Source organism: Neobacillus sp. WH10 (assembly GCF_030123405.1).
Lineage (GTDB): Bacteria > Bacillota > Bacilli > Bacillales > Cytobacillaceae > Neobacillus.
Genome location: NZ_CP126110.1, coordinates 527,219 through 552,102 on the forward strand (window position 1 = coordinate 527,219; position 24,884 = coordinate 552,102).

At 40.2% G+C, this 24,884-nt stretch carries 20 protein-coding genes; 16 read left to right on the plus strand and 4 right to left on the minus strand.

Annotation, left to right across the window (positions count from 1 at the left end):
• The first annotated feature begins 301 nt into the window (after positions 1–301).
• A complete protein-coding gene (pruA, locus tag QNH20_RS02595; RefSeq protein ID WP_283921374.1) occupies positions 302–1,849 on the plus strand; it encodes an L-glutamate gamma-semialdehyde dehydrogenase in 1,548 nt (515 codons plus the stop codon).
• Positions 1,850–1,897: 48 nt separating this feature from the next.
• On the opposite strand, the gene QNH20_RS02600 is transcribed toward pruA, so the two are convergent.
• Entirely contained in the window at positions 1,898–2,713 is an 816-nt protein-coding gene (locus tag QNH20_RS02600) for a DUF8832 domain-containing protein (RefSeq protein ID WP_283921375.1), read from the minus strand.
• 238 nt (positions 2,714–2,951) lie between these two features.
• Here QNH20_RS02600 and QNH20_RS02605 point away from each other — a divergent pair, with 238 nt between their 5' ends.
• From QNH20_RS02605 to QNH20_RS02625, 5 genes are all read left to right on the plus strand, one after another.
• Positions 2,952–3,179, plus strand: coding sequence for a hypothetical protein (locus QNH20_RS02605; RefSeq protein ID WP_283921376.1), 228 nt, complete (start codon positions 2,952–2,954; stop codon positions 3,177–3,179).
• A gap of 14 nt (positions 3,180–3,193) precedes the next feature.
• Complete coding sequence (locus QNH20_RS02610; RefSeq protein ID WP_283921377.1) at positions 3,194–4,189, plus strand: hypothetical protein; 996 nt, start codon at positions 3,194–3,196, stop codon at positions 4,187–4,189.
• A gap of 874 nt (positions 4,190–5,063) precedes the next feature.
• Positions 5,064–8,819, plus strand: coding sequence for a S8 family peptidase (locus tag QNH20_RS02615; RefSeq protein WP_283923333.1), 3,756 nt, complete (start codon positions 5,064–5,066; stop codon positions 8,817–8,819).
• A gap of 215 nt (positions 8,820–9,034) precedes the next feature.
• A complete protein-coding gene (locus QNH20_RS02620) occupies positions 9,035–9,439 on the plus strand; it encodes a BsuPI-related putative proteinase inhibitor (protein ID WP_283921378.1) in 405 nt (134 codons plus the stop codon).
• A gap of 567 nt (positions 9,440–10,006) precedes the next feature.
• Entirely contained in the window at positions 10,007–11,248 is a 1,242-nt protein-coding gene (locus tag QNH20_RS02625; RefSeq protein ID WP_283921379.1) for a helix-turn-helix domain-containing protein, read from the plus strand.
• A gap of 49 nt (positions 11,249–11,297) precedes the next feature.
• Here QNH20_RS02625 and QNH20_RS02630 read toward each other — a convergent pair whose 3' ends face one another.
• Positions 11,298–11,438 (minus strand): hypothetical protein, encoded by a 141-nt coding sequence (locus QNH20_RS02630; RefSeq protein WP_283921380.1) that lies wholly within the window; start codon positions 11,436–11,438, stop codon positions 11,298–11,300.
• 336 nt (positions 11,439–11,774) lie between these two features.
• A complete protein-coding gene (locus tag QNH20_RS02635) occupies positions 11,775–12,665 on the minus strand; it encodes an alpha/beta fold hydrolase (protein ID WP_283921381.1) in 891 nt (296 codons plus the stop codon).
• Positions 12,666–12,877: 212 nt separating this feature from the next.
• Here QNH20_RS02635 and nirB point away from each other — a divergent pair, with 212 nt between their 5' ends.
• From nirB to QNH20_RS02660, 5 genes are all read left to right on the plus strand, one after another.
• A complete protein-coding gene (gene nirB / locus QNH20_RS02640) occupies positions 12,878–15,298 on the plus strand; it encodes a nitrite reductase large subunit NirB (protein WP_283921382.1) in 2,421 nt (806 codons plus the stop codon).
• On the plus strand, positions 15,295–15,615 hold the full coding sequence (gene nirD / locus QNH20_RS02645) for a nitrite reductase small subunit NirD (RefSeq protein ID WP_283921383.1): 321 nt from the start codon (positions 15,295–15,297) through the stop codon (positions 15,613–15,615). Before nirB ends, nirD begins: the two co-directional genes overlap by 4 nt.
• Positions 15,616–15,756: 141 nt before the next feature.
• Positions 15,757–17,205 (plus strand): uroporphyrinogen-III C-methyltransferase, encoded by a 1,449-nt coding sequence (cobA, locus tag QNH20_RS02650; protein ID WP_283921384.1) that lies wholly within the window; start codon positions 15,757–15,759, stop codon positions 17,203–17,205.
• A 3-nt stretch (positions 17,206–17,208) separates the two neighbouring features.
• The gene (locus tag QNH20_RS02655) at positions 17,209–17,937 is read left to right on the plus strand and encodes a sirohydrochlorin chelatase (protein ID WP_283921385.1); all 729 of its coding nucleotides are present in this window, start codon (positions 17,209–17,211) and stop codon (positions 17,935–17,937) included.
• Positions 17,924–18,520: a precorrin-2 dehydrogenase/sirohydrochlorin ferrochelatase family protein gene (locus tag QNH20_RS02660; RefSeq protein ID WP_283923334.1), complete on the plus strand. Its 597-nt coding sequence runs from the start codon at positions 17,924–17,926 to the stop codon at positions 18,518–18,520. The genes QNH20_RS02655 and QNH20_RS02660 overlap by 14 nt, the downstream gene beginning before the upstream one ends.
• Positions 18,521–18,769: 249 nt before the next feature.
• On the opposite strand, the gene QNH20_RS02665 is transcribed toward QNH20_RS02660, so the two are convergent.
• Entirely contained in the window at positions 18,770–19,252 is a 483-nt protein-coding gene (locus tag QNH20_RS02665) for a GNAT family N-acetyltransferase (RefSeq protein WP_283921386.1), read from the minus strand.
• Positions 19,253–19,462: 210 nt separating this feature from the next.
• On the opposite strand from QNH20_RS02665, the gene aceB reads away from it, so the two are divergent.
• From aceB to fosM, 5 genes are all read left to right on the plus strand, one after another.
• On the plus strand, positions 19,463–21,055 hold the full coding sequence (gene aceB, locus QNH20_RS02670; RefSeq protein ID WP_283921387.1) for a malate synthase A: 1,593 nt from the start codon (positions 19,463–19,465) through the stop codon (positions 21,053–21,055).
• A 35-nt stretch (positions 21,056–21,090) separates the two neighbouring features.
• Positions 21,091–22,380, plus strand: coding sequence for an isocitrate lyase (gene aceA, locus QNH20_RS02675; protein WP_283921388.1), 1,290 nt, complete (start codon positions 21,091–21,093; stop codon positions 22,378–22,380).
• 414 nt (positions 22,381–22,794) lie between these two features.
• Positions 22,795–23,226: a YueI family protein gene (locus QNH20_RS02680; protein ID WP_283921389.1), complete on the plus strand. Its 432-nt coding sequence runs from the start codon at positions 22,795–22,797 to the stop codon at positions 23,224–23,226.
• Between the two features lie 287 nt (positions 23,227–23,513).
• Positions 23,514–24,353, plus strand: coding sequence for a GNAT family N-acetyltransferase (locus QNH20_RS02685; protein ID WP_283921390.1), 840 nt, complete (start codon positions 23,514–23,516; stop codon positions 24,351–24,353).
• Positions 24,354–24,381: 28 nt separating this feature from the next.
• Positions 24,382–24,801: a FosM family fosfomycin resistance protein gene (fosM, locus tag QNH20_RS02690; protein WP_481858087.1), complete on the plus strand. Its 420-nt coding sequence runs from the start codon at positions 24,382–24,384 to the stop codon at positions 24,799–24,801.
• The last annotated feature ends 83 nt before the right edge of the window (positions 24,802–24,884 follow it).

Consider the following 24,884-nt stretch of genomic DNA (forward strand, 5'->3'; position numbering starts at 1 on the left):
TGCCGGGTCTTTATTTTAATATTAGAATTTGTTCATTGAACGTTGAGAATTGTCCAGTTCCATAAGAATAAGCTTCGGAAGCGATACTTCCCACGAAGGAAGGCGTTAGCTTTTTCAAGGAGCGCTAAGCGGCTTGTGGCCTTCGCTAAACAAGCGCTTCCCCTTTTCTATTGTTATTAATTGCACTTCGGGAAATGCTAAGTTCCTTAAACCGCGTTTCCATGTTTTCTTATTTGATAGTATGAAATGATTCATGTAGAATTATGAATGTAAACGTTTTTAATACATAGGAGGGGTAGAAATGATACAACCTTATAAGCACGAACCATTTACCGATTTTACGATTGAAGAAAACCGTCAGGCATATCTTAAGGCGTTAGAAACAGTAGAAGGTTATTTAGGTCAGGATTATGACCTTGTAATCGGCGGCGAAAGAATTGCAACTGAGGATAAAATCGTTTCCTATAATCCGTCTAATAAAGAAGAAGTAATTGGCCGAGTTTCCAAAGCGGACCAGGAGCTTGCTGAAAAAGCAATGCAGTCAGCGGTTGAAGCGTTTAAAACATGGAAAAAAACAAAGCCAGAAGTCCGCGCAGATGTTCTATTTAAAGCAGCGACAATTATTCGCCGCCGCAAGCATGAGTTTTCAGCTCTTTTAACAAAGGAAGCAGGTAAACCATGGAGAGAAGCAGATGCAGATACAGCTGAAGCAATTGATTTCCTTGAATATTATGGCCGTCAAATGCTGGCTATAAAAGATGGAGTACCAGTGAATAGCCGACCAAACGAATTTAACCGTTACGACTATATTCCATTAGGAGTAGGCATCATTATTTCACCATGGAACTTCCCATTAGCAATTATGGCAGGCACAACGGTTGCGGCAATTGTTGCCGGTAATACTGTATTATTAAAACCAGCTTCAACAACACCAATTGTCGCTGCAAAATTTGTAGAAGTAATGGAAGAAGCAGGTCTGCCTAAAGGCGTATTAAACTTCGTTCCAGGAAGTGGCGCTGAAGTGGGCGACTACTTAGTTGACCATAAAGATACCCGTTTCATCAGCTTTACAGGTTCTCGTGATGTCGGTCTTCGTATTTTCGAACGCTCTTCTAAATTGAATCCAGGGCAAATTTGGATGAAACGCCTGATCGCCGAAATGGGAGGGAAAGATACGATTGTCGTTGACAGTGAAGCAGATCTTGAACTAGCTGCACAATCTATCGTTGCCGGTGCATTTGGCTTCACAGGTCAAAAATGTTCTGCCTGCTCTCGTGCAGTCATTGTTGAAGACGTCTATGATCAAGTGTTAAATCGAGTGGTGGAATTAACCAATCAATTAACGGTCGGTGACCCAGCAGAGCAAGGTACGTTCATGGGGCCGGTTAATGACCATAATGCTTTCAGAAAAATTATGGAGTATATTGAAATTGGCAAAGGTGAAGGCAAGCTGATGGCTGGCGGTGAAGGCGATGATTCTAAAGGCTACTTCATCAAACCAACGGTTATTGCTGATCTTTCTCCAACAGCCCGCATTATGCAAGAAGAAATCTTTGGACCAGTGGTTGGTTTCACAAAAGCAAAAGATTTCACCGAAGCAATCGAAATTGCCAACAATACAGAGTATGGCTTAACAGGTGCTGTTATTACGAAAAATCGTGCACACCAAGAACAAGCGCGTGAAGATTTCCACGTTGGGAACCTATACTTCAACCGTTCTTGTACAGGAGCAATCGTTGGCTATCAGCCATTCGGCGGTTTCAATATGTCAGGAACTGACTCTAAAGCAGGCGGCCCTGACTACTTATTGCTTCATATGCAGGCGAAAACAACTTCAGAAATGTACTAATTCGACTATTAAACCCCCTTCTCAGCTTGAGAAGGGGGTTTTTTTAAGCTATTTTTGCGGGACATTTATGACAAATGGAACAGTAAATACTTTACCTTCGTGTTTAAATTGTCCCCAAACTTTATAGACGCCAGCTTCAGGAAAAATGGTCATAAAGATCACCTTCGGGCCATTTCCTGCTGTCGACATCGGATGAATGTGTAAGTATTTTTCAGCATCCGCACTCATGGCAACCGTGTGACCCATGGCGCCTAAATAAGGCTGAAGATTTTTGATTGGTTTATCGGTTGTTGCGTCACTGATCGTAAAGGTCATATGCAGAGTCTTGTCTGCCATAAGGTGGTCAAACGTGAGTGACACTTTTTTTCCATCAACCACTTTGGTAAGCTCTTGGTCAGGAACCAGGGGTTCTTCCTTTGCTGCCTCTCCTTCTACATGCTGCCAATGACTTTCAATACTGCTATCGCCGCCTCCTTTTGGAGTAAATTCAGCAATAATCTTATAGTCTCCACCTGCTGGGAAAGCGGTTGTAATTGCGAATTCCCCGTCTCCTTTATAATTTGGGTGGATATGAGAAAAATAAGCTAAATCCTTACTAACGATGAATAAATGCATCTTTTTCTCATGAACGGTTTCGAAGGATTTGATTGGCTGATTGGCTTTATCCTTAATGAAAATGGAGATTGGAATATCCTCGTTTGCTTTTGGATGATCCGCAATTTTCCAATCAGATTTTGTCGGTACGACATCTGTTGGTGTGGCACTCATACTATGACCCATTGTCGACTTCGGGACTTTTACCGAATTGCAGGCAGATAGTGATAAAGTGGTTAATAAAAGTAAGGCAATAACGAAATGTTTCACGGGATAGTCTCCTCTCACACATAGTCCATTCCTTTAATTTACATTACCTTTTTGAACCAATGCAAGAATTTTTTGTAAAAATACTAGTCAACAACGTTAAAAATAATGATAATATAGAAAAGGCTAATTATTCGGAAACATTTTTGGGGGAAATACGTCTTAAATAAAGAAGTACCGTTCCAGGGTATATGGCCATAGTCTATTTAACAAACAGTAAATCTATGGAGGAATTGAGCATTTGATACCATTATATTTGTTGCATGTAACAGCAGTTGCACACAGTGAAAGCCTGCTTTGGACTTTTGTAACCTGTAATATCTTTGTCGTCACTTCTGGAATTATTTTTATGTATAAGTTATTTACTCAAAAAGAAGTTCGCGTTTCTGGAATCGCATTTGGGATTGCTTTAGCTATAAATTATATCCTGATAGCCATTTTTGGGGACCCGTTTGACTTGCTGGGTTAAGGTCAGGAGAGGGGATGAAATCGTTGAAATATTACCGATTATGGGTGATTGCCTTTTTATTGAAATTTATCGGCTCTGCTTGGGATGCTTCGTATCACTTTAAGTATTTATTTGAAGAATACTCCATTCCTCATATTGTCAATACGTTAGGATTTGCTTTAGGGGGGGTTCTGTTATTTCAAGAGTGGCGGCGCTCCCGATACATGGATAAATTTTCAAGAAATCTGATTACAATTGGATATGCATTATTTTTAATTGGAATCCCATTAGATTTTACCTACCATATTGCTTATGGGATTGATTTAACTACATGGAGTCCGACCCATTTTATTTATTACATTGCAACGGCTATCATGATATTTGGAGTGTGGCGGGGATATTACATGTATACCCGGGATGTTAAGCCGGCCTGGAAGTCGATGCATACGTGGTTCGCGATGTTTCTGCTCGAATGCTTGATGTTCCCGAATATGCAGCAGGAAAATGGAGCTATCTCATATGATCAGTTCATCCATGGAAAATCCATTGCGTCACAGGAGATTCTTGATTTGATTTCGGATCCTGCTTCCCAAATTTTCGGCGGAATTCCAGAATTCGTTTATCCCATCTATTCCGTGCTGATGGTTATATTACTTACAGTCCTAATCATTCGAATTTGCCGTGATTTTACGATTCCGGTAACGGCAGCGGTTCTTTATATCCTGTTACGATTTGTCGGCAAAGCCATTTTTGCGGCAGTAGGTTATCCAACATCCTATGTACCGATTACACTAATCTTGATTCCGCTAGGCTTTTTCTTGTTTAGGAAGATCAACTGGTTTGCAGGTCTCGTAGGCAGCGTGGCCTACTTCCTTACATTGTTCGCCATCCATAAAACGGGCATACTTATCACTCCGCCAATTGAAATATGGGAGATTGTGCCTGTTGCCATCATTGGTACACTAGTTCCTGTGGTCAATTCATTAGTCAAACCACAACCAGCAATCAAAAAGGATAAACAACCCGCTTAATGTAATAAGTGGTTGCATCTTCTTATTGTAAGGTAAGTAAAAAATAATTTTTTGCTAAAATCCTAAATCTATAAGAGTTATTTTAATAAATGTGTGCAGAAGCTTTTGTGTATTACTAAGAGCCTCTGCACTTTTTTTTGTTTATCTTCTTGTTATTTAAAAAACATTGTCGGAATTTTCATATTCAATTAATGCGCCCGATTTAGAAGAACAAACCTAACGCTTCATTAGCAAAGAAAGTGTTAGAATTTTTAAGAAAAATTATTGAAAAGAGAGAAATAAGAGAGAAAAAACCCCAACTTGATTATGGATATTCAGTTCTTAAGCACCAAAAATAGCTATAAATAAAAGCTGTTTTACTAGAAAAGAAAAATAAGATACCCCAAAAGTCACAGAAAAAACCCCAATAGCTACCAATAGAAAAAGGTATTACAATATTTAATGTAATATTCAAAATTATAAGAAAGGTACAGTTGATTACTAGTATTCTGAAAAGATTATCAAAATTGGAAAGTGGGGGTCTTATTGAATTTAATAAACATTTGTTTCAAGAGAACTCCAAATCAAAAAGCATTTCAAATTCCATCACCTAGACGTTCAAAAAAGCTTATAACGGTGTATCAAGAAAAAAACCCATTATCACCCCAGTCTAACAGATATACAATTCTATTAAATTCAATGTTATCTATTCATTTCATATACACCTAGAAACTACATGCCTCTGATACAGAATCGGTAATTGGTTCAGGAGGTGTCCCTTTTAACCTGTTAGCAATCTCTTAATTTACTCTATTCAACAACGAATCCTGCATTAAGACATTTCTCAACAACTGTAATTTATTCATATCTACTAGGGGGAAGTTTGGTGAAAAAAATGAAATTAAAAACGCTTTTAGCTGCTTCTTTATCTACGGTTGTTCTTGCTTCATCCTTTTATAACGTAAAAGCCTATGATAAAACGACATTAGAAAAAACACTTGAGAATACTGCTGTTGTTGATCGTTTAAGTGAATCTGACGAGAAAACGGTTACCTTGATCACAGGCGACGTCGTTAAGGTTCAAAAGATAGAAAACGGCAAGAGTGTCATAAACGTTGAACCTGCCGATCAGAACGGTGCAGGTGTACAAATGTTAACGATTGATGAAGATACGTATGTCATACCAAATTCAGCTATGCCTTATCTGGCTGCTGAAAAACTGGATAAGGATTTGTTTAATGTAACGGAATTATTAGAGAACGGCTATGATGATAAAAGTCTCTCTTCCATGCCAGTTATCGTAGAATACACAGATTCCACAGCGTCCGTAGCAAGAGCCTTCCAAACAAAGAAGGCCGATCCAAAAGGGGCAAAAAAGGTTCGTGAGTTAGAAAGTATTAATGGTGCCGCTCTTGAAACATCTAAAAAAGAGGCGAAGAAGTTTTGGAAGGATATCGTACCTGAGGATTCCCCAAAAGACCAATCTAACACAGCAGTATTCGATCAGGGCATTGAAAAGATCTGGCTTGATGGTCGTGTGGAAGCCACATTAGCCCAAAGCGTACCTCAGATCGGTGCTCCAACGGCTTGGGATTCTGGTTTTACAGGTAAGGGGGTTAAGGTAGCGGTACTTGATACAGGAATCGATCCGAATCATCCCGATCTTGCAAATCAAATAGACGAGGTAAAAAGCTTTGTACCTGGAGAAACAGCTGATGATGCTAACGGGCATGGTACACACGTTGCTTCAACGGTATTAGGGACAGGCGCTGCTTCAGAAGGCAAGAACAAAGGAGTTGCTCCTGAAGCACGTTTACTCGTAGGGAAAGTATTAGATAACTCTGGATTCGGTTTCGATTCATGGATTATTGACGGTATGGAATGGGCTGCACATAACGCCAAGATAGTAAACATGAGTTTGGGAGGCGGGGCAAGTGACGGAACAGACCCGCTGTCTCAAGCCGTAAATAGACTAAGTGAAGAAACAGGTGCACTATTTGTTATTTCTGCCGGCAACAATGGTCTTGCAGGTGAAGGAACCATCGGTTCACCAGGAGCTGCAGATGCTGCTTTAACAATCGGTGCTGTGGATAAGAAGGACAAAATTGCTTATTTCTCATCAAAAGGACCTCGTTCTGGAGATATGGGATTGAAACCTGATCTGTCTGCACCAGGTGCTGGGATTGTTGCTGCTCGATCTGGACTAACATCAGGAAGCGGATCTTACAAGAGTCTGAGTGGTACATCCATGGCGGCCCCACATGTGGCGGGTGCTGCTGCGATCCTTCTGCAAAAGAACCCCGAGTGGAACGGAACACAACTGAAAGATGCGTTGATGAGTACGTCTAAGAGATTAGATTATTCACCTTACCATATCGGTTCAGGCCGATTGGATATATCTGCAGCTGCACACAGCACTGTTCGTGCTACTGGTTCTCTTTTCTTCGGCTTTTTTAAGTGGCCAAACGCTAATGCACAGCCTGTACAAAAAACAGTCACCTATACAAACGACAGCGATTCTGCTGTTACGCTAAACCTCCAAGCTGATTTTAAAAATGCAAATGGCAAAAATGCACCTGAGGGTGTACTGACGGTTTCCGAAAACCAAATCACTGTTCCAGCTAACGGTACAAAGACAGTATCCGTTACAGTAGATCCGAAGCTTGCCGACTTCGGTCGTTATGAGGGGCAACTAACAGCAACTGATTCTGAAGGCAAGCAAGTGGCTCATACTTCAATGGGCATGGTGAAAGAAGAAGAGAGGTATCCGCTAACGCTTAAAGCTAAAGACCGTAATGGTAACCCGACTCTTGCAAATGTATGGCTTTTTAGCGATAACAATAAAGAAGAATCCCAGCTTATAGCTGTAAACGGAACAACAGAAGTTCGTTTACGACCTGGTACGTATGCAACCTTGTCTTTTATGGAAGTGGATACTGAAACAGATCATAGTGGTGTAGCATTAGTTGGTAATCCTGAAATCAAGTTAGACGGTCCACAAACCGTGGAGCTTGATGCTCGAGAAGCAAAAGAAATTACAGTCGATGTACCAAAAAATACAGAACCATTCTATCAGCGCATGGGTTATTACCGTACCCTTGGTAACCGGAAAATTGATTTTTTCAATGTATTGTATCCTCCAACGTTCGATAAAATGTATGCTGTCCCAACAGAGAAAGTTACGACAGGAACATTCGAATTTTCGACTCGCTGGCGATTAATAAAGCCTATCCTTGAGATCAATTTTAAAGGAAAAGTGTTAGATGATTTACTATTGGGGGGAAGTACACCCCTTGAAGGTAAATATAACCTATCTACGGTTTATGCAAGAAAAGGAACAGCAGCTGACTATGAGCATCTAGAAGCAAAAGGCAAAGCGGTTGTCGTCGATCTTAACACGGATATTACGCCTTCTCAGCAGGCTGCTGCAGCACATGCAGCGGGTGCAAAGCTGTTGATTATCGTAAACAATGAAGATATGGAATTTGGTGCGTGGGTAGGAAGTGAAGATGGCAAGTCAATCCCACTTGCCGTTGCTGGAATCAGTAAGAGTGAAGGCGATGAAGTGATTGCAGAATTACGTTCTGGTAACCTGCAATTGCATGTTGAAGGTGACCTAAATACACCCTATGTATATGATTTGATCGATCGTCATCATGACCAGATTCCAAATAATTTAAAATATGCACCATCTAACAGTGAACTCGTTGAGATCGACACGCGTTACAAATCAGATCGTGAAGCACCTGGTATAGAGTGGCGTGTTGATGTTCGTAAAGGTTCTACATCGGGGATAAGCTGGGATCAACAAATACTGTTCCCTTCTGTTCGAACAGAGTGGGTTTCAGTAGATAAAGATACTCTTTGGCTTCATCGTGCAACAGTCAAAGACAGCTCCTGGAATGTACGCCATCCAGCTGTTACGTATGAAAAAGGCGGAAAATTAGATGAAGAATTTTTCTCGCCAGTAGTTCGTCCTCACTTGGGAGATGGCTATTACCCGTGGTCGCCTTACCGTTCTGGTAACTCTTTAAGTTTCGATATCCCTGCTTGGGCAGATTCAGGAAATGGTATCGGTCAAGTCAGCAGTTCAGAAACCCAAAAAAATCAAACACTTAAATTGTACCAAGGAGATACCCTCATTAAAGAAGGAAAAGGACAAACTTTATTTATACCAGTCGTCCCAGAAGAAAAAACACAATACCGTCTAGTAAGTGATGCAAACCGTGATCCGAATCTCTGGAATACATCATTAAGTACGCATACAGAATGGACATTCTGGTCTGAAAAAAGAAGAAGCACTACTATACTCCCACTCTTTTCACTGGATTATAAAGTTGAGACCGATATGAACGGTAACGTACATGCGGCACCACCTACAAATCTCGAACTATCAGTTGAAAAACTGGTTGCAACAACTTGGGCTGATGTAGAAGGCTACGGAAAAGTAGAAGGAGCGACATTAGAGGTTTCCTTTAATGAAGGTGAGTCGTGGGAGTCTGTGAAACTCGAGCGTACAGCCGATAACAAGTGGGTAGCCAAGTTCAAAAATCCGAAGAATTCTAAGTATGTTTCATTACGAGCAACTGCTTGGGATGATCTAGGCAACAAAATTTCTCAAGAAGTCATTAAGGCATATGGCTTGAGATAAGTTTAATAGCCTATCCATCTGCAAATGATGGATAGGCTATTTTTAACTTATAACTAGACAGATTGTTATGGGTTTTTTATAAAGTAATTAAGCAATACTAAAGGGATACATCTATGCATTAGGAAGGAGTATCACCTTTGAGAATGGCTATCTTTTGTTTTTGGATGATTTTTGTTTGTGGGAATCAATTAACCTTAGCTAAGGAGGTTAGAGACATGACAGATTGGAAATGGGATGGGGATGTCATCGCAGACGTGGAACAAGCCACATTTACTTTTACGTTTAAAAATAATAGCGATCAGCCAATGCTTATAGAGTTTCCAACAAGCCAGTTTTATGATTATACCGTGTATAATGCACAAGGAGAACTGGTGTATCATTTTAGTAAGGGGAAATTTTTTTTACAGGCGATTCAACATAAGTCGTTAAACAGCGGGGAACAAATCCAATGGAAAAGTACGTGGAATTACAAAACGAATGAGGGCAAGAGAGTACCTGCAGGAACGTATACAGTTAAAGCCATATTAAATGTATGGAAAATAAATGACAAACTTGTTCATTCGAAGCCATTTACTTCCTTTACATTCAATATTCAGCCTGAAAATACAGCCATTCGATAAGTGAAAGTTACAGGAAAAGAATGGAACTATACTGTAACAGGAGAAGTCAAGGCGAGTGGTATAGGTTATCCAAAATATTACAAGTAGAACATGAAAATTTGTTTATCAACATTTGCAGAACAATGCTGCCGAAAAACTTGTACTAGAAATAAAAAATGTATCCTTTGATATTTATTAAACTCGATTGGTATCAGTTTCAGCTGATACCAATCGAGTTTTTTTATTCTTTAGCTTTTACTTAAAATGGAAATATAGACATTTAACAAAAGTTATGGTACATAGAATTGTAAGGTTTTTTGCCCTCTTTGACATTTAATGTTGCAGCTAAGCTTATTTATGACCTATTAGCTTACTTTAATAAACCTGACTAAATTATTAGCTCTTGGGGTTTCGCTCAGGACTTTTAACCCGCACTTTCTTTCACAAAATTTTTATTAGTTCAAAAAAAGTAATTTTTTTAAAAAAATTAGTCTTATAGACTCGAATGTATTATTACGAGTTGGGGTTTTCTTTAGTAGAATAAGAACATACATATTTCATTTGGCGGGCTGAAGAGAGGAGATCACCATGCTAGAGGGAAAAATCATTAAATTCTATCGTGAATGTCAGAAAATGATGCAGAAGGATTTAGGAATTGGGATCTGTTCGAGTACACATATAAGCAAAATTGAACGAGGATTAACAGAAGTCTCCAAGGAAACTATAGATTTGCTGTCACAGCGGCTTGGCATTGATATGAAAACAGAAATTAAAACTTACATTAGAATGGACTCCCTTTTAAAAAAATGGCATGAATCGATCATTTTAAAACTGAACACAAAGGCTGAGAATATAAAGAAGCAGTTAGAAGCTGTTGCTCTGCTGCAAATGCCGGATATTTATCGTTCCTATACGCTCGTACTCACAAGATATTATTTATTTATAGGGCAGGAACATCAAGCTAAATCTCTAATTGCTGAAATGGACGAATGGTCTGATCTTTCACCATATGAAAACAGCATGCTTCTTCACATTAAAGGAATTAATAGATTAATAAATAATGAATTTAATAAGGCAATTTTTTATTTTCAAGGAATCGATCCAACCTGTTACAACAACCAAGAGTACTATTATCATTTGGCACTTGCCTATCATTCTCTCAATTCACGAGTACTGGCTTATTTTTATGCCGAAAAGTCCCTGCGCTTTTTCACAGAAATACGCAGTATTACGCGTATGATTGAAGCAGAAATGATTATGCTGGGCGAATTAGAGCAGGACGGGTATTACGAACCACAAGATACGGAATATCAAAGATTAATCGAGTTGACCGAAAACTTTGGATTAGACCATCACAGAGCAGTGCTGACCCACAATCTCGGATACCAGAAAGTTCGCCAAGGAGAATATGAAAAAGCTAGTGAATGCTATAAACAATCCATGGAAATAAGTGACCCTCACACAGATATTTATTTATCCGCTTTGGAAGGCTATATAAAGGCATTAACGAATCAAGGATTGAAATCAACCGAAGAATTGCTCCAATTGGCCGAAAGGGGTATTGCTCTTTCTGAAGAAATAAACGAGACAATCTTTAAACATTACTTCCATTTGCATAAATATAATCTTCAAAACGATCAAGAACAATATTACCATTACCTTGAAAAAGAAGCATTTCCTTATTTCGAAAAAATGGAAAATGTTCTTATGATTGAACCTTATTCGATAAAGCTGTTCGACTTTCACATGGAAAAAGGCAATGTCGAAGAAGCCAATCATTACGCATCGTTTCTCGTGGAAAAGTACCGTAGAAATGATAAATTTGTATAAAAAGGATCATTCCTTGAAGAAGATCTGAAACTTATAGGGAAAAAATCCATTAACTAAGAAATGCTAAAGGCGTTCGTTCAGCCCCTGCTGCTATTGCTTCAGTAGAAAGTACCGAATGAATAGGTGAGATTATTAAGCCCGCTGAAAGCGCCATAGCAGCTGCTTTCTTAATGAATGAATTAATTGCCATAAGACCCCCGCTTTCCAATTTTGATAAACTTTTCAGAATACTAGTAATCAACTATTCCTTTCTTAAAATTTTAAATATTACATTAAATATCGTAATACCTTTTTCTATTGGTAGCTATTGGGGTTTTTTCTGTGACTTTTGGGGTATCTTATTTTTATTTCCTAGTAAAACAGCTTATATTTTTAGTTGTTTTTGGTGCTTAAGAACTAAATATCCATAATCAAGTTGGGGTTTTTTCTCTCTTTTTTCGCTTTATTTCTACTCTTTTTAACAAATTTTCTTAAACTACTAATCCTGCCAATACTCGGATCCAATCTAAATCATATTGTCGAAGTTTTATACATCACCACTATAATGTAATTCAAGAAATGCTTTAATTCCTTGATTTATTTTTATTAAATACGCTTCAGAGGCAAAATGCCCCATATCGAAAGCTTCATAGTTTGTAAGGTTAGGAATGATCTCAAAGGCTGCTTGCTGAATTCTCTCCTCTGGAAAAAAGATATCCTTACGACCAGCAATAACCATTGTTGGAGCCGTGTAGTTTACTAATTCCCTTTTCTCTGTTAATTTCGGCATTTCTTGTTCAAGTTTCACATATTGAAAAATGTTCCCGATGATTTCTTTATCTAATTCTTTCATACTGTGATCTGACATGATATTGGCTATTTTATTCATCTGCTTGCTTGAGCCATTTAGTTTAAACAGCATTAATGGAACTAGGATTTTTCTAATCATCTCTAATTTAGACCCGAGCTGAATTCCGGCAGGAGATACTAGAACGGAACAAGCTATCTTTTCCGGCATAAAAGCAGCTAACCTTAGAATTATTCCTGCACCATAAGAGGGACCTACGAACGCTGATTTTTCAATATCGAAGTGCCCCATTAATTCTGATATCCAGCATGCAAAACTCTCGTCACGAGCAGAAATGCGATTTTCGTCACTAAATCCGGGATGACCAACTGTATCAGGAGCAAAAACTCTGTAATTTTGCAGTAATGGTAAGAACCACGATAATGTCATTGGATTGATACAATTTCCGCCTTGAAAAATAAAGATGGGCCGTCCATCCTTTGGTCCTGTCACTAAAACATGAGTCTTCCCGAATGACGTTTCCACAAAAACTCTTTCCACATTAACTTCAAGTTTCTCTAAATATAGTTCATAGAAATCAAGAATAATCTTTTTTCCTTTTTCATTTTTATAGATTGTATGTTTACTCATTTAACACCTCTACCATGTTAGATTATTCCAATTACTCCTATTATCAATGGGGTGCAGGCTTTATGACAATAATGTGAAACGATTCACAATAATATGTTGAAATGTGACGTACTTCACAAATTTATCAAGCGCTTAGGATTACAATTTAACTATAAAGAAAACCTTATTAAACGTAAAAAAGAAGATAATAACCATATAGGAGCGACCCAAATATGAAAAAATTAGTGATGATTGGGAACGGAATGGCTGGAGTTAGAACGATTGAAGAAATCCTTAAACTGTCTCCAGAACAATTTGAAATTACGATATTTGGACAAGAACCATACCCTAACTACAATCGGATTAAGTTATCGAATATTCTTCAGGGAGATACAAATTTTGATGATATTATTATCAACCCATTGGATTGGTATAAAGAAAATAACATTCAATTATTTACAGGTGAAACCATTGTAAAAATTGATGTTGAGGCAAAGTGTGTCATCAGCGACCAAGGACGTACAGTTGAATATGATGAGTTAATTATTGCGACCGGATCAAATTCGTTCATCCTGCCAATTCCAGGTGCAGAAAAAAATGGTGTAACAGGATTCCGTGATATCAAGGATTGTGAAATGATGATCAAATCTGCGGATCAGTATAAAAAGGCAGTGGTAATCGGCGGCGGGCTCCTTGGCCTCGAGGCAGCAAGAGGACTTTTAAACCTAGGCATGAAAGTGGATGTTGTCCACCTAATGCCACATCTTATGGAACGTCAGCTCGACCCGATTGCATCGTCACTACTTAGAGTAGAACTTGAATCCCAAGGCATGAACTTCTTAATGGAAAAAGAAACAGTCGAAATCCTTGGAAACGAACGCGTCACAGGACTGCGCTTTAAAGATGGCTCCGAAATCGAAGCTGATCTTGTGGTGATGGCCATTGGGATTAAATCTAATACGGGAATCGCTAAAAACAGCGGCATCTTCGTCAATCGTGGCATTGTTGTTAATGATTTTATGGAAACCAGTGTACCGCATGTTTACGCAGTAGGGGAATGTGCCGAACATAGAGAAATTGTTTATGGGTTGGTTGCCCCATTATATGACCAAGGAAAAGTGCTTGCAGAACGGATTTGCGGAATGGAAGCGAAACCGTATGAAGGATCCGTTACCGGAACGCAGTTAAAGGTGGCAGGTGTCGACCTTTTCTCTGCAGGAGAAATTTTTGAAGATGGTTCAACTAAATCGATCATGATTTTTAACGAATATGATGGTATCTATAAACGGGTGTTAACAAGGAATAATTTGATTGTCGGGATCGTGCTTTACGGCGATACAAAGGATAGTACAAAGCTATTCAGAATGTTGACGAAAAAAGAAGATATTAGCGGAGTTCCTATTTTTCAAACAGAATGTGGAACCGGGTCGAGCGACGATATTGCCTCAATGCCAAATGATGAACTAATATGCGGCTGTAATGGGGTTACAAAAGGGGCAATTGTTGAAGCGATTAAAACACAAGGATTAACGACACTTGATCAGGTCAGTCATTGCACAAACGCCGGTCGTTCTTGCGGACGCTGTAAGCCAATGGTCAGCAGCATTCTTGCACATACTCTTGGTGACCAATTCGATGCTGCCGCGGCGCAAAAAACAAGCATTTGCGGCTGTACCACTATAAGTCGTGAGGAATTGGTGGCAGAAATCAAGGCGATGGGCTTAACAAGTGTAAAAGAGGTTATGAACGTACTGGAGTGGAACAATGAGGAAGGCTGTACGAAATGCCGTCCGGCCATTAACTATTACCTGGGTATGATTCACATGGATGAATACAAGGACGACCGTGATTCTCGTCTTGTAAATGAAAAAATTCATGCTAACATTCAAAAGGATGGCACGTATTCCGTTGTTCCAAGAATGTACGGCGGAGTCACAACAGCGGCTGATTTGAAAAAAATTGCTGAAGTGGCGGAAAAGTACAATGTTCCATTAGTAAAACTAACCGGCGGACAGCGGATTGGCTTATTCGGTGTGAAAAAAGAAGACTTGCCAGGCATGTGGGAAGAGCTTAATATGCCATCCGGTTATGCTTACGGAAAAACACTTCGTACAGTTAAGACATGTGTTGGCGCACAATTCTGCCGCTACGGAACACAGGATTCAATGTCACTCGGTATTGAGCTTGAGAAGAAATTTGAACGTCTTGATACACCGCATAAAGTAAAAATGGGCGTATCGGCCTGCCCAAGAAACTGTTCTGAAGCAGGGATCAAAGATATTGGCTTCGTGGGCATTGATGGCGGCTGGGAGATATATGTCGCTGGAAACGGCGGTGTTGACCTTCGCCCCGGTGACCTATTATGCACGGTGAAAACGCAGGCAGAGGTCATGGAAATGACCGGTGCTTACTTGCAATACTACCGGGAAACAGCAAACTACTTAGAGCGGACATCTAAATGGGTGGAACGTGTAGATCTAGATCATGTAAAAGAAGTCTTGGCAGATGAGGATACTCGTAAAGCCTTGAACGAGCGAATGGATCAAACATTGAAAAAGTACATCGAGCCTTGGAATGAAGCAATTCAAAGTGAAGAAATTCAAGATAAATATTACACCAAACACACCATCACGGTTGGGAGTGAGTCCAAATGATTGAAACGATCACCCGCATTCCAGTAGCAAACTATTCGAATTTAAAGGAAAGGGCCGGCTACTCTATTAAAATTGATAACAAGGAAATAGCACTTTTTAAACAATCAAATGGTAAGGTATATGCACTAGAAAACCGCAGTCCGCATCCGAAGGGCGGCGTCCTCTCTGAAGGACTTGTTAGCGGTGCATATGTTTACTGTCCTCTCTATGATTGGAAAATCTCGTTAGTAAATGGGAAGGTTCAGGCCCCAGACCAGGGTCAAGTACAGACTTTTCAAGTGGAAATAAAAGAGGATATCGTTTTTATCGTATTATAAGGGCTAATTTACTTGGAAAATGAAGTTTAAACCGAACCTAAGGTTAAGAATGTTTTATCAGCGGATCTGATAGATCTATAAGCGAATCTAAGAAAAGCAACCATCTGAATTAGCGCAACAACAGGGAAGGAAGGCTGCAGAATGAAAACAGGAAAAGTATTTTTAGTAGGAGCAGGGCCAGGGGACATTGGGTTAATCACCGTTAAAGGAATGGAAGCCATAAAGCAAGCTGAAGTCATCTTATACGACAGACTTGCCAATCCTAAGCTATTGGAGTTTGCATCGGGCGATTGCGAGTTGATTTATTGTGGCAAATTGCCTGACCGCCATATTTTGCGTCAGGAGAACATCAACGAACTTTTGGTGGAAAAGGCGTTAGCAGGCAAATTAGTTGTCCGCCTAAAAGGCGGCGACCCCGGCGTCTTTGGCCGTGTTGGTGAAGAAGCGGCAGCCCTTGCTCAATACCAAATTCCTTTTGAAATCGTTCCTGGCATTTCATCGGGGATTGCAGCCCCCCTTTATGCCGGAATTCCTGTGACCCATCGTGAGCATGCGGAATCCTTTGCTGTCGTCACCGCCCATGACAAATCCCAGGATGGCAAACCGATGCTCGACTGGGAATGCCTCGCACGCGGTGTAGATACGATAGCTTTTTACATGGGAGTAGGAAATTTACCGTTTATCTGTGAAAATCTCATTAAACATGGCAAGCGACCTTCTATACCAGTGATTTTGATCCAATGGGGTACATTTGGCCGTCAAAAAACATTGCAAGGGACGCTAGCTGATATTTCTGAGAAGGTCTTGGCAGCTAAGTTCAGCAATCCTGCAATTATTCTCGTAGGGGAAGTTATTTCGCTTCGGGAAAAAATCAGCTGGTTTGAGAAAAAGCCATTGTATGGCCGGCAAATCCTCCTTGCCCGTACAGGTGTGAGCGAGAGTGGCTTGGCGCAGGAATTGATGAATCATGGCGCTGATGTCATCGAGTTTCCGAAGTGGAAAAAGACCACCCTGCCTGTTGAACTAACAAAAGTACAATCCTATGACAGGATTCTATTTACTTCACCTGAAAGTGTAGAGGAATTTTTTTCAGCCGTGTTTGAAAAGGGAGTCGATATCCGAAAAATCCGTGCCGATTTTTTCGGAGCCTCCATTAAATCGGTGAAGGCATTAAATGAACGCGGGTTTATCGCGAAGCTTGCTGAGGAGATGCCGGAGTCAGGAGCCTTACTAATTGTCGGTGATGATAGCATATTGAAAAAAAACGATGAAAATACCGACCTTTTAGTTACTAGCAAGAAAGAGCTTGATCATCAGTTCTTGCCTATTTTTAAAAGAATGCTAGAAGAAGCTGACGTGAATACCATGGTATTCCCTAGCAGTGCCTCTGTTGAGTCATTTGTGGAAGGATTAAAGGAATGTGGTATTTATGCCTTGGAGCTATTGAAGGAATTGCAGGTTGTCAGTATGGGAAAACAAACAATGGCTGCGGTGGAAGGTGCTGGGCTTCCGATACATGGAATGCCTGGAAATGCAACGAAAGAAGCATTGGTTGAATATTTGACGGGGCAGCCTGAAGAGGAAGTGTAAGGGATGGAAGCCATTATTTATCTCGCTCACGGAAGCAAAAGGGAAGCTGCGAACGGGAAATTTATTGATTTTATTCAAAAAGTAATGCAGCAGTCTTCGGCTGCTATACAGGCCTATGGATTTCTTGAACATGCTGAACCATTGGCTGCACAGGCAATCGAAACCTGTATCGAACAAGGGGCAAGTGACATCACGGTTGTCCCTGTTTTCTTATTGCCTGGGATTCATGCAAATATTGATATTCCAGCTGAACTGGAACGCTTTCCAAATGTTGTATTCCACTATGGGAGGCCGCTTGGTGTTGATGACATTATGGGCGAAATTCTTGCGGACAGACTGGCTGAGGCTGGTTTTGGCGGACTGGAGGATGAAACAGTGCTGCTGGTGGGGCATGGAAGCAGAGTCCCTGAGGCTGGAGTTGAATTTGAAAAACTAGCATCAGGTTTAGCTGAGAAAATCGCTTGCAGGGTTCACACTGCCTTCGTCACTACACCTGTTTTCTATCATGAAGCGGCGGCAAAATTAGTAGATCAAAAGATTTACATTCTTCCTTACTTCTTGTTTTCTGGGGGTTATACCGTCAAAATGAAGAGAGAACTAGATGTTGTGAGTGGAGATATTATTTTTTGCGAACCGGTTGGTTTCGATGAAAGTTTAATTCCGCTTATTGAAAAACGAGCAGCTGAGGTGGTAGCGCATGAATTCAAATTATCCAATTATGTTACGGCTTGAAGGGAAACTAGTAGTGGTCGTTGGCGGTGGCAGGGTGGCTGAGCGGAAGATAAGTGGCCTGCTGGCATCAGGGGCTCTTGTAGTGGTGGTCAGTCCAGAAACGACGGGCGAATTACAAAGGCTCTCTAGTGCTGGAAAAATCGAATGGGTGCAAAGGCCGTTTTTGCAGGAGGATTTGAAAGGCGCGTTTATGATATTTGCAACAACAAATAATACGGTTTTAAACAAACTGGTAAAAGATTCAGCCGAGCCCCACCAGCTCGTTACGGTGGCAGATGATCCAGATGGCTCGGACTTTCATCTGCCGTCGTCTTTTCATCGTGGCCGTTTGACTATTGCGGTTTCTACTGGCGGTGCAAGTCCTACTCTTGCGAGGAAGATTCGTGAGGAGCTGGAGCAGGAGTTTGATGAAACGTATAAAGACTACCTCGAATTTCTTTTTATGAAGCGGAAGTGGATTATTGCGGAAGTAGCAAATGCCGATTTAAAAAGCAAACTGTTAACAGCAATCGTTAGTGACGAGTTTCTAAACAGCCACGATCGTGAGGGCGATTTTCAGAGGTTATATGAAGGAATGATTTAAAAGCGATACCTGTTTGAAGGTTTCGCTTTTTTGAAGTGTCTTTTAGAAAGATTCTACGTAGGTGTTCCGAGTAAAAAAGAGAGCAAACATCGATGCAGAAGAGTTCTACGTAGGTTTTCCGCTTAAAAAAGAGAGCAAACATCGATGTAGAGTGGTTCTACGTAGGCATTCCGAGTAAAAAAGAGAGTAAACATCGATGTAGAAGTGTCTTACGTAGGTTTTCCCAAAAAAAAAGAAGTAGAAGGGGATCTACGTCTTTTTGAATACCCTAATCATTGTTATGAATACAACATCCCCATTAGTGAACTCCTTTTCCTTCACAAACCCAAGTTTTTCGTAAAGATAGATAGCACGGCCGTTAAACACTGCCACTGTTAAACGTAACGGGGCATCGCCGTAACGCCCTTTAATATAATTTAGAATAAATGTTAAAAATGTAAGTCCCCGCCCTTGACCTGTAAACACCGGGTTCATCCCAATACCCACATCAATGAAACCTTTGGGATAGGCCCCAAAATCATTACCAATCGGTACCTGAGCGGATTCTCCAATGCAGAAAAATCCAAATATCTCATCTTGTTCATCTAAGACAGCTGAATAGGAATGATTCATCATTTCCCGTACAGCATCCACGCTAAACTCATTATTATAAAAATCATAAGGTGCCTCGTATTTCCAACTTAATATTTCCTCAGCGAAAATTTCATCCATTTCATTTACATATAACAGCATAATACCCCTCCAAAGACTTTAATAGGTAAAAATAACTAACTGAACTCAATAAGCTATATCAAGAATTTTATAAGTTTAATTATATAGGGACAGGGGAATTTTACCTATTTTTATAAAATTTTCAGAAAAGTAGTTCCTTTTTTAAGAAGTGTGTTATATAATACAAAACGAAGATATTAACTGTATTATAACAAAGAGGTGATCGAGTTCATGTCGACCCAAACGACAGGTATTGAAGTGGTTGGGGCATTGAAAGCTCAGTATGAAGAGATTTTAACACCAGAGGCTTTAAATTTTATTGAAGAGCTGGAGAAAAAATTTGGCGAGCGAAGAGTTGAACTGTTACAGTACAGGCAAAAACGCCAAGAGGAAATTGATAACGGAAAAATGCCGGATTTTCTTTCTGAAACCAAGAATATTCGTAACGGGGACTGGACGGTTGCGCCGCTGCCAAATGACCTCCAAGACCGCCGGGTAGAAATTACCGGACCGACTGATCGTAAAATGGTCATCAATGCTCTCAATTCAGGTGCAAAATTGTTTATGGCTGATTTTGAGGATGCCACGTCACCAACATGGGAAAATGCTATCGAAGGACAAATCAACTTAAGGGATGCAGTAAATCGGACGATTTCGTTTGAAAATCCTAATGGAAAGAAATATGTGCTAAATGAAGAAACAGCAGTGCTGATCCCAAGACCGCGCGGACTGCACCTGGAAGAAAAGCATGTGTTATTAGATGGCAAGCCTATCTCAGGAAGCTTTTTCGACTTTGGGATGTATTTTTTCCATAATGTAAAAAATCTGCTGGCAGGAGGCACAGGTCCATATTTCTACCTCCCAAAACTTGAAAGCCATTTAGAAGCACGACTGTGGAATGATGTATTTGTTTTTGCACAGGAAAAGCTTGGAGTTGCTCAAGGAACCGTCAAAGCAACGGTATTAATTGAAACAATCATGGCTGCGTTTGAAATGGATGAGATTCTTTATGAGTTAAAGGAGCACTCAGCAGGTTTGAACTGCGGCAGATGGGATTATATTTTCAGCTTTATTAAAAAGCTGCGTAACCAAGAGGATGTCATTTTACCAGATCGTTCTCAAGTCACGATGACTTCACCGTTTATGCGTTCTTATTCGCTGCTGACGATTCAGACATGTCACCGCCGTAAAGCACCGGCAATGGGTGGAATGGCTGCGCAAATTCCGGTGAAAAATAACCCGCAGGCAAATGAAGAAGCATTCGCCAAAGTCCGAGCTGATAAAGAGCGGGAAGCACGCGACGGTCATGACGGAACATGGGTAGCACATCCAGGGCTTGTGCCGGTGGCAATGGAAGTATTCAATCGCGAAATGCCAACGCCAAATCAAATTCACACCGCAAAACAGCAGAAAATAACCATCACAGCAAAAGACCTGCTTGAGGTGCCAGGCGGAACCATCACAGATGAAGGTGTCCGTACGAATATCAATGTGGGCATTCAATATGTCGCTTCCTGGCTTTCTGGCAGAGGGGCAGCACCTATCAATAATTTAATGGAGGATGCGGCAACCGCTGAAATTTCAAGGGCCCAGCTTTGGCAATGGATCCGCCACCCGAAAGGCGTACTAGATGACGGCAGAAAAGTAACCGTGGAAATGTATAAGCAATTAAAGGTCGAGGAATTGGAAAAAATCAAACAGGAAATCGGTGCGCAAGCCTTTGAGAATGGCCGATTTAACGAAGCAGTTCAACTGTATGACAAGTTAATCTTAAATGATAAGTTTGTTGATTTCTTAACATTGCCTGGATATGAGCAATTATAAAAATATTTTAATAGATTAATAGGAGGAATTTTAACATGACAGATTTAAGAGTTGAACAATTGCAGGAAAGCTGGGAAATGGATAGTCGTTGGAAGGGAATTACAAGACCGTACACATCTGAGGATGTTATCAAGCTGCGTGGTTCAATTGATATTGAACATACTTTGGCTCGTAAAGGATCTGAAAAGCTATGGAAGCTGTTAAATGAAGAAGACTATATTAATGCCCTTGGTGCCTTAACAGGAAATCAAGCTGTTCAGCAAGTAAAAGCTGGTTTGAAAGCTATTTACTTAAGCGGATGGCAGGTTGCGGCAGATGCCAACCTTTCTGGACATATGTATCCGGACCAAAGCTTGTACCCAGCAAACAGTGTCCCAAGTGTTGTTAAGCGAATTAACCAGGCACTTCAGCGCGCTGACCAAATCACCCATTCAGAAGGTGACAACTCAATTGATTGGTTTGCTCCGATTGTCGCCGATGCTGAAGCAGGCTTTGGCGGCCAGTTAAACTGCTTCGAACTGATGAAAGGCATGATTGAAGCAGGCGCTTCAGGCGTTCATTTTGAAGACCAGCTCTCATCCGAGAAAAAATGCGGTCACTTGGGCGGTAAAGTATTGCTGCCAACGCAAACGGCGGTTCGTAACTTGATTGCGGCACGTCTTGCAGCAGACGTAATGGGTGTTCCAACGGTATTAGTTGCCAGGACTGATGCAAATGCTGCTGATTTAATCACAAGCGATATTGATATGAATGACGCTCCGTTTATTACGGGCGAGCGGACAACAGAAGGATTTTTCCGAGTTAACGCAGGGATCGAACAAGCCATTGCCCGCGGATTGGCCTATGCCCCATATGCGGACCTCATTTGGTGTGAGACTTCTGAGCCAAATATTGAAGAGGCAAGACAATTTGCGGAAGCGATCCATGAGCAGTTCCCGGGCAAACTATTGGCTTACAACTGTTCGCCATCCTTTAACTGGAAAAAGAAACTTGATCAAGAAACGATTGCAAAGTTTCAACAAGAGCTTGGAAAAATGGGCTACAAGTTCCAATTCGTTACCCTAGCCGGCTTCCACGCTTTGAACCACAGCATGTTCGAGCTTGCTCGCGGCTATAAGGAGCGTGGCATGGCAGCATACTCCGAATTGCAGCAAGCCGAGTTCGATAGCGAGCAATACGGTTACACAGCTACAAGACACCAGCGTGAGGTTGGAACAGGCTACTTTGACCAAGTATCAATGGTGATTACAGGCGGAACTTCTTCAACAACAGCATTGAAGGGTTCTACAGAAGAGGCACAATTCACCGGCTCTGCTAAAAAATAATACCCTATAGCTTGCTGCGGCTCCTTCTCTCCTATTTGGAGGGAAGGATTTTTTTGTTGTAGTAAATGTACCTGCGGATAAACTAGGTTAACTTATGGATATGGCGGTTTAACTTGGGGAATCATTGGTTAACTTGCGAGTAAAGCTTGCCAACTTGCTGATAAATTGATCCAACTTGCGGAAAAAGCAATCTAACTTGCGAATAAACCAATCTCACTTGCGGAAAAGGCGATCCAACTTGCGAATACCCCGAACCAACTTGTGAATAAAGCAAGCCAACCTGCATCTAAACCCGGCTAACTTACGAATAAATTTACCTGCCAAATACACAAATTAGTAAGGAATTTTTGGAAAGGAACGTTTTTTAGGGTATTATCATACATAATAATAGCCTTTTATATGGAGTTGATTTGTTTGAAAAAGACAACCGTTGACGAGGTCTTACAGCAAGGCATTTATGGCCCTTTGGAAACAAAGCCGGATGAGCGGCGCAAATACTTAGGAACGATTCGAGAACGGATCATTGTTGCCCTGTATAAAAAACAGGTAGCAGAGACGGAAGTTTATCCGCAGATTGAACAGTCGATGAAGGAATACCCTGGGGCACATCTTTTTCTAAATGGAAACATGAACTATGAGGAATTATCAAAGTATGTTAAATTGGCAACTAAAAATAAGATTGAACATAAGATTGTCACGAACAAGGAGCACGACACGGAAATCGGATTGGTATTAGCAATGGACGATGCGATTGATAAAGAAGAAATTTTTATAACAAAAAAAGAGCCCAATCTTGAAAAACCTCAGGAAAAAAAGGGACTATTTTCAAAAATTTTTAAACGGTAAAACTCAGAAAAAACAGTGTGTGATTTAATTGGAAATCATACACTGTTCTTTTTTGTAAAGGAGAGAATTACAAATTTTAAACAAAAACAGTTTGATTTGTCATAATATTAAGAGAGTGGTTAATAACACAATTATGGAGTAGAGCGTTTTTGATTGATTATTAGAAATTTATTCAAATGGAGGATGAAAACTGTTACTTTGGGCTCAAGAGAATGCTGAGCAGCATAAGGAATATAATAGAGGATTCAATCCATAACATCCATTTCATTAAGGAAGGGAGTGTGTTAATGAATATGAAACTCACAGATAGAATGTTAAGAATAATTAATAACGCTGAAAGTGAAACAGCCCATGCAAACAGCAGGGTATTAACACCTGTCCATTTGCTTATTGCTTGTTTGCAGGAAAAAACAGGGGCTTTAGGAGAAATAAGATTAAGGTGTAACATAGATTTGGATCGTTTAAGAGCTGATTTTAAAGAAAAAGTGGACGTTCAGCAGGAAAAAAACCCTATTTTCACGATTCCTATAAGTATTGAAGTACATAAGGTAATGGAAGCAGCGATTTGTTATATGAATCGTTATAACCAGGTTTATCTAAATGAAGGCCATTTGCTCAAAGCATTACTGGCTAGTGAAGAGATTGATCGTTTTCTAACTTCAGAAGATAAAAAAACGATGGTAACTCTTGGGACAACCGCACGTGATATGATTACACATTTAAGAGATTATACATTTCCTAATAGTAGTTCACCACTCGTTCGGAAGGTGAAAAAAGAGGATTATGCACAATTAGTCCGATTTGTAGCAGAAAATTTTTCAACCGAATGGGCAAATACTGTGAAAGATGGCCTGATATCAGAAGAGCCAACTATCTATATTGCACATGGAACAGATGGAAACATTATTGGCTTTGCGGCCTTTGATGTGTACCTGAGGAAAAAAGGCTATTTTGGCCCGATGGGGGTAGCGATGTCTAATAGAACAAAGGGGATAGGCTATGAGCTGTTACATCATTGTTTGAAGGACATGAAGGAAATTGGCTATGAATACGCCATTATTGGTGGTGCAGGTCCTATTGAATTTTATGAGGAAGCGTGCAATGCAGTTGTAATTCCAGCAAATTAATTTCGATTTAAAAAAAGGTGATGCTATGATGATAAAAGGAATAAACCATTTGCTATTTTCGGTTTCCAATTTGGATAGATCGATAGAATTCTATCAAAATGTATTTGACGCAAAACTTCTTGTTAGAGGGAGAAGCACAGCCTATTTTGATTTAAATGGATTGTGGCTTGCTCTTAATCTAGAGAAAGACATCCCTCGTAATGAAATAAAACAGTCCTACACCCATATCGCTTTTTCAATCGAAGAAGCAGATTACTCAAAAATGTACGAGAAACTTAAGGGGTTAAACGTAACTATTCTGCCTGGCCGGTTAAGAGATGAAAGGGATAAAAAATCAATCTATTTCACCGACCCGGATGGTCATAAATTTGAGTTTCATACAGGAACTTTGCAAGATAGAATGGATTTTTATAGGCAGGAGAAAGGGTATATGGATTTTTCACTTTAGGGATTTAACTTTGTAGGGTTTTGTTGAGGACAGAAATAGCTAAACAAGAGCTAAAAAAGTCCTCATAAAGCTCTATGCTCATT

What these genes read in the sequence shown, in the direction of transcription:
- QNH20_RS02665 (WP_283921386.1), bottom strand. Translation starts at nt 19,252, where the DNA reads ATGCTGTTATATGTAAATGAAATGGATGAAATTTTCGCTGAGGAAATA.
- aceB (WP_283921387.1), top strand. Translation starts at nt 19,463, where the DNA reads ATGTCGACCCAAACGACAGGTATTGAAGTGGTTGGGGCATTGAAAGCT.
- QNH20_RS02635 (WP_283921381.1), bottom strand. Translation starts at nt 12,665, where the DNA reads ATGAGTAAACATACAATCTATAAAAATGAAAAAGGAAAAAAGATTATT.
- QNH20_RS02660 (WP_283923334.1), top strand. Translation starts at nt 17,924, where the DNA reads ATGTTACGGCTTGAAGGGAAACTAGTAGTGGTCGTTGGCGGTGGCAGG.
- QNH20_RS02630 (WP_283921380.1), bottom strand. Translation starts at nt 11,438, where the DNA reads ATGGCAATTAATTCATTCATTAAGAAAGCAGCTGCTATGGCGCTTTCA.
- QNH20_RS02610 (WP_283921377.1), top strand. Translation starts at nt 3,194, where the DNA reads ATGAAATCGTTGAAATATTACCGATTATGGGTGATTGCCTTTTTATTG.
- QNH20_RS02655 (WP_283921385.1), top strand. Translation starts at nt 17,209, where the DNA reads ATGGAAGCCATTATTTATCTCGCTCACGGAAGCAAAAGGGAAGCTGCG.
- QNH20_RS02620 (WP_283921378.1), top strand. Translation starts at nt 9,035, where the DNA reads ATGACAGATTGGAAATGGGATGGGGATGTCATCGCAGACGTGGAACAA.
- QNH20_RS02685 (WP_283921390.1), top strand. Translation starts at nt 23,514, where the DNA reads ATGAATATGAAACTCACAGATAGAATGTTAAGAATAATTAATAACGCT.
- cobA (WP_283921384.1), top strand. Translation starts at nt 15,757, where the DNA reads ATGAAAACAGGAAAAGTATTTTTAGTAGGAGCAGGGCCAGGGGACATT.
- fosM (WP_481858087.1), top strand. Translation starts at nt 24,382, where the DNA reads ATGATAAAAGGAATAAACCATTTGCTATTTTCGGTTTCCAATTTGGAT.
- nirD (WP_283921383.1), top strand. Translation starts at nt 15,295, where the DNA reads ATGATTGAAACGATCACCCGCATTCCAGTAGCAAACTATTCGAATTTA.
- QNH20_RS02615 (WP_283923333.1), top strand. Translation starts at nt 5,064, where the DNA reads ATGAAATTAAAAACGCTTTTAGCTGCTTCTTTATCTACGGTTGTTCTT.
- nirB (WP_283921382.1), top strand. Translation starts at nt 12,878, where the DNA reads ATGAAAAAATTAGTGATGATTGGGAACGGAATGGCTGGAGTTAGAACG.
- pruA (WP_283921374.1), top strand. Translation starts at nt 302, where the DNA reads ATGATACAACCTTATAAGCACGAACCATTTACCGATTTTACGATTGAA.
- QNH20_RS02625 (WP_283921379.1), top strand. Translation starts at nt 10,007, where the DNA reads ATGCTAGAGGGAAAAATCATTAAATTCTATCGTGAATGTCAGAAAATG.
- aceA (WP_283921388.1), top strand. Translation starts at nt 21,091, where the DNA reads ATGACAGATTTAAGAGTTGAACAATTGCAGGAAAGCTGGGAAATGGAT.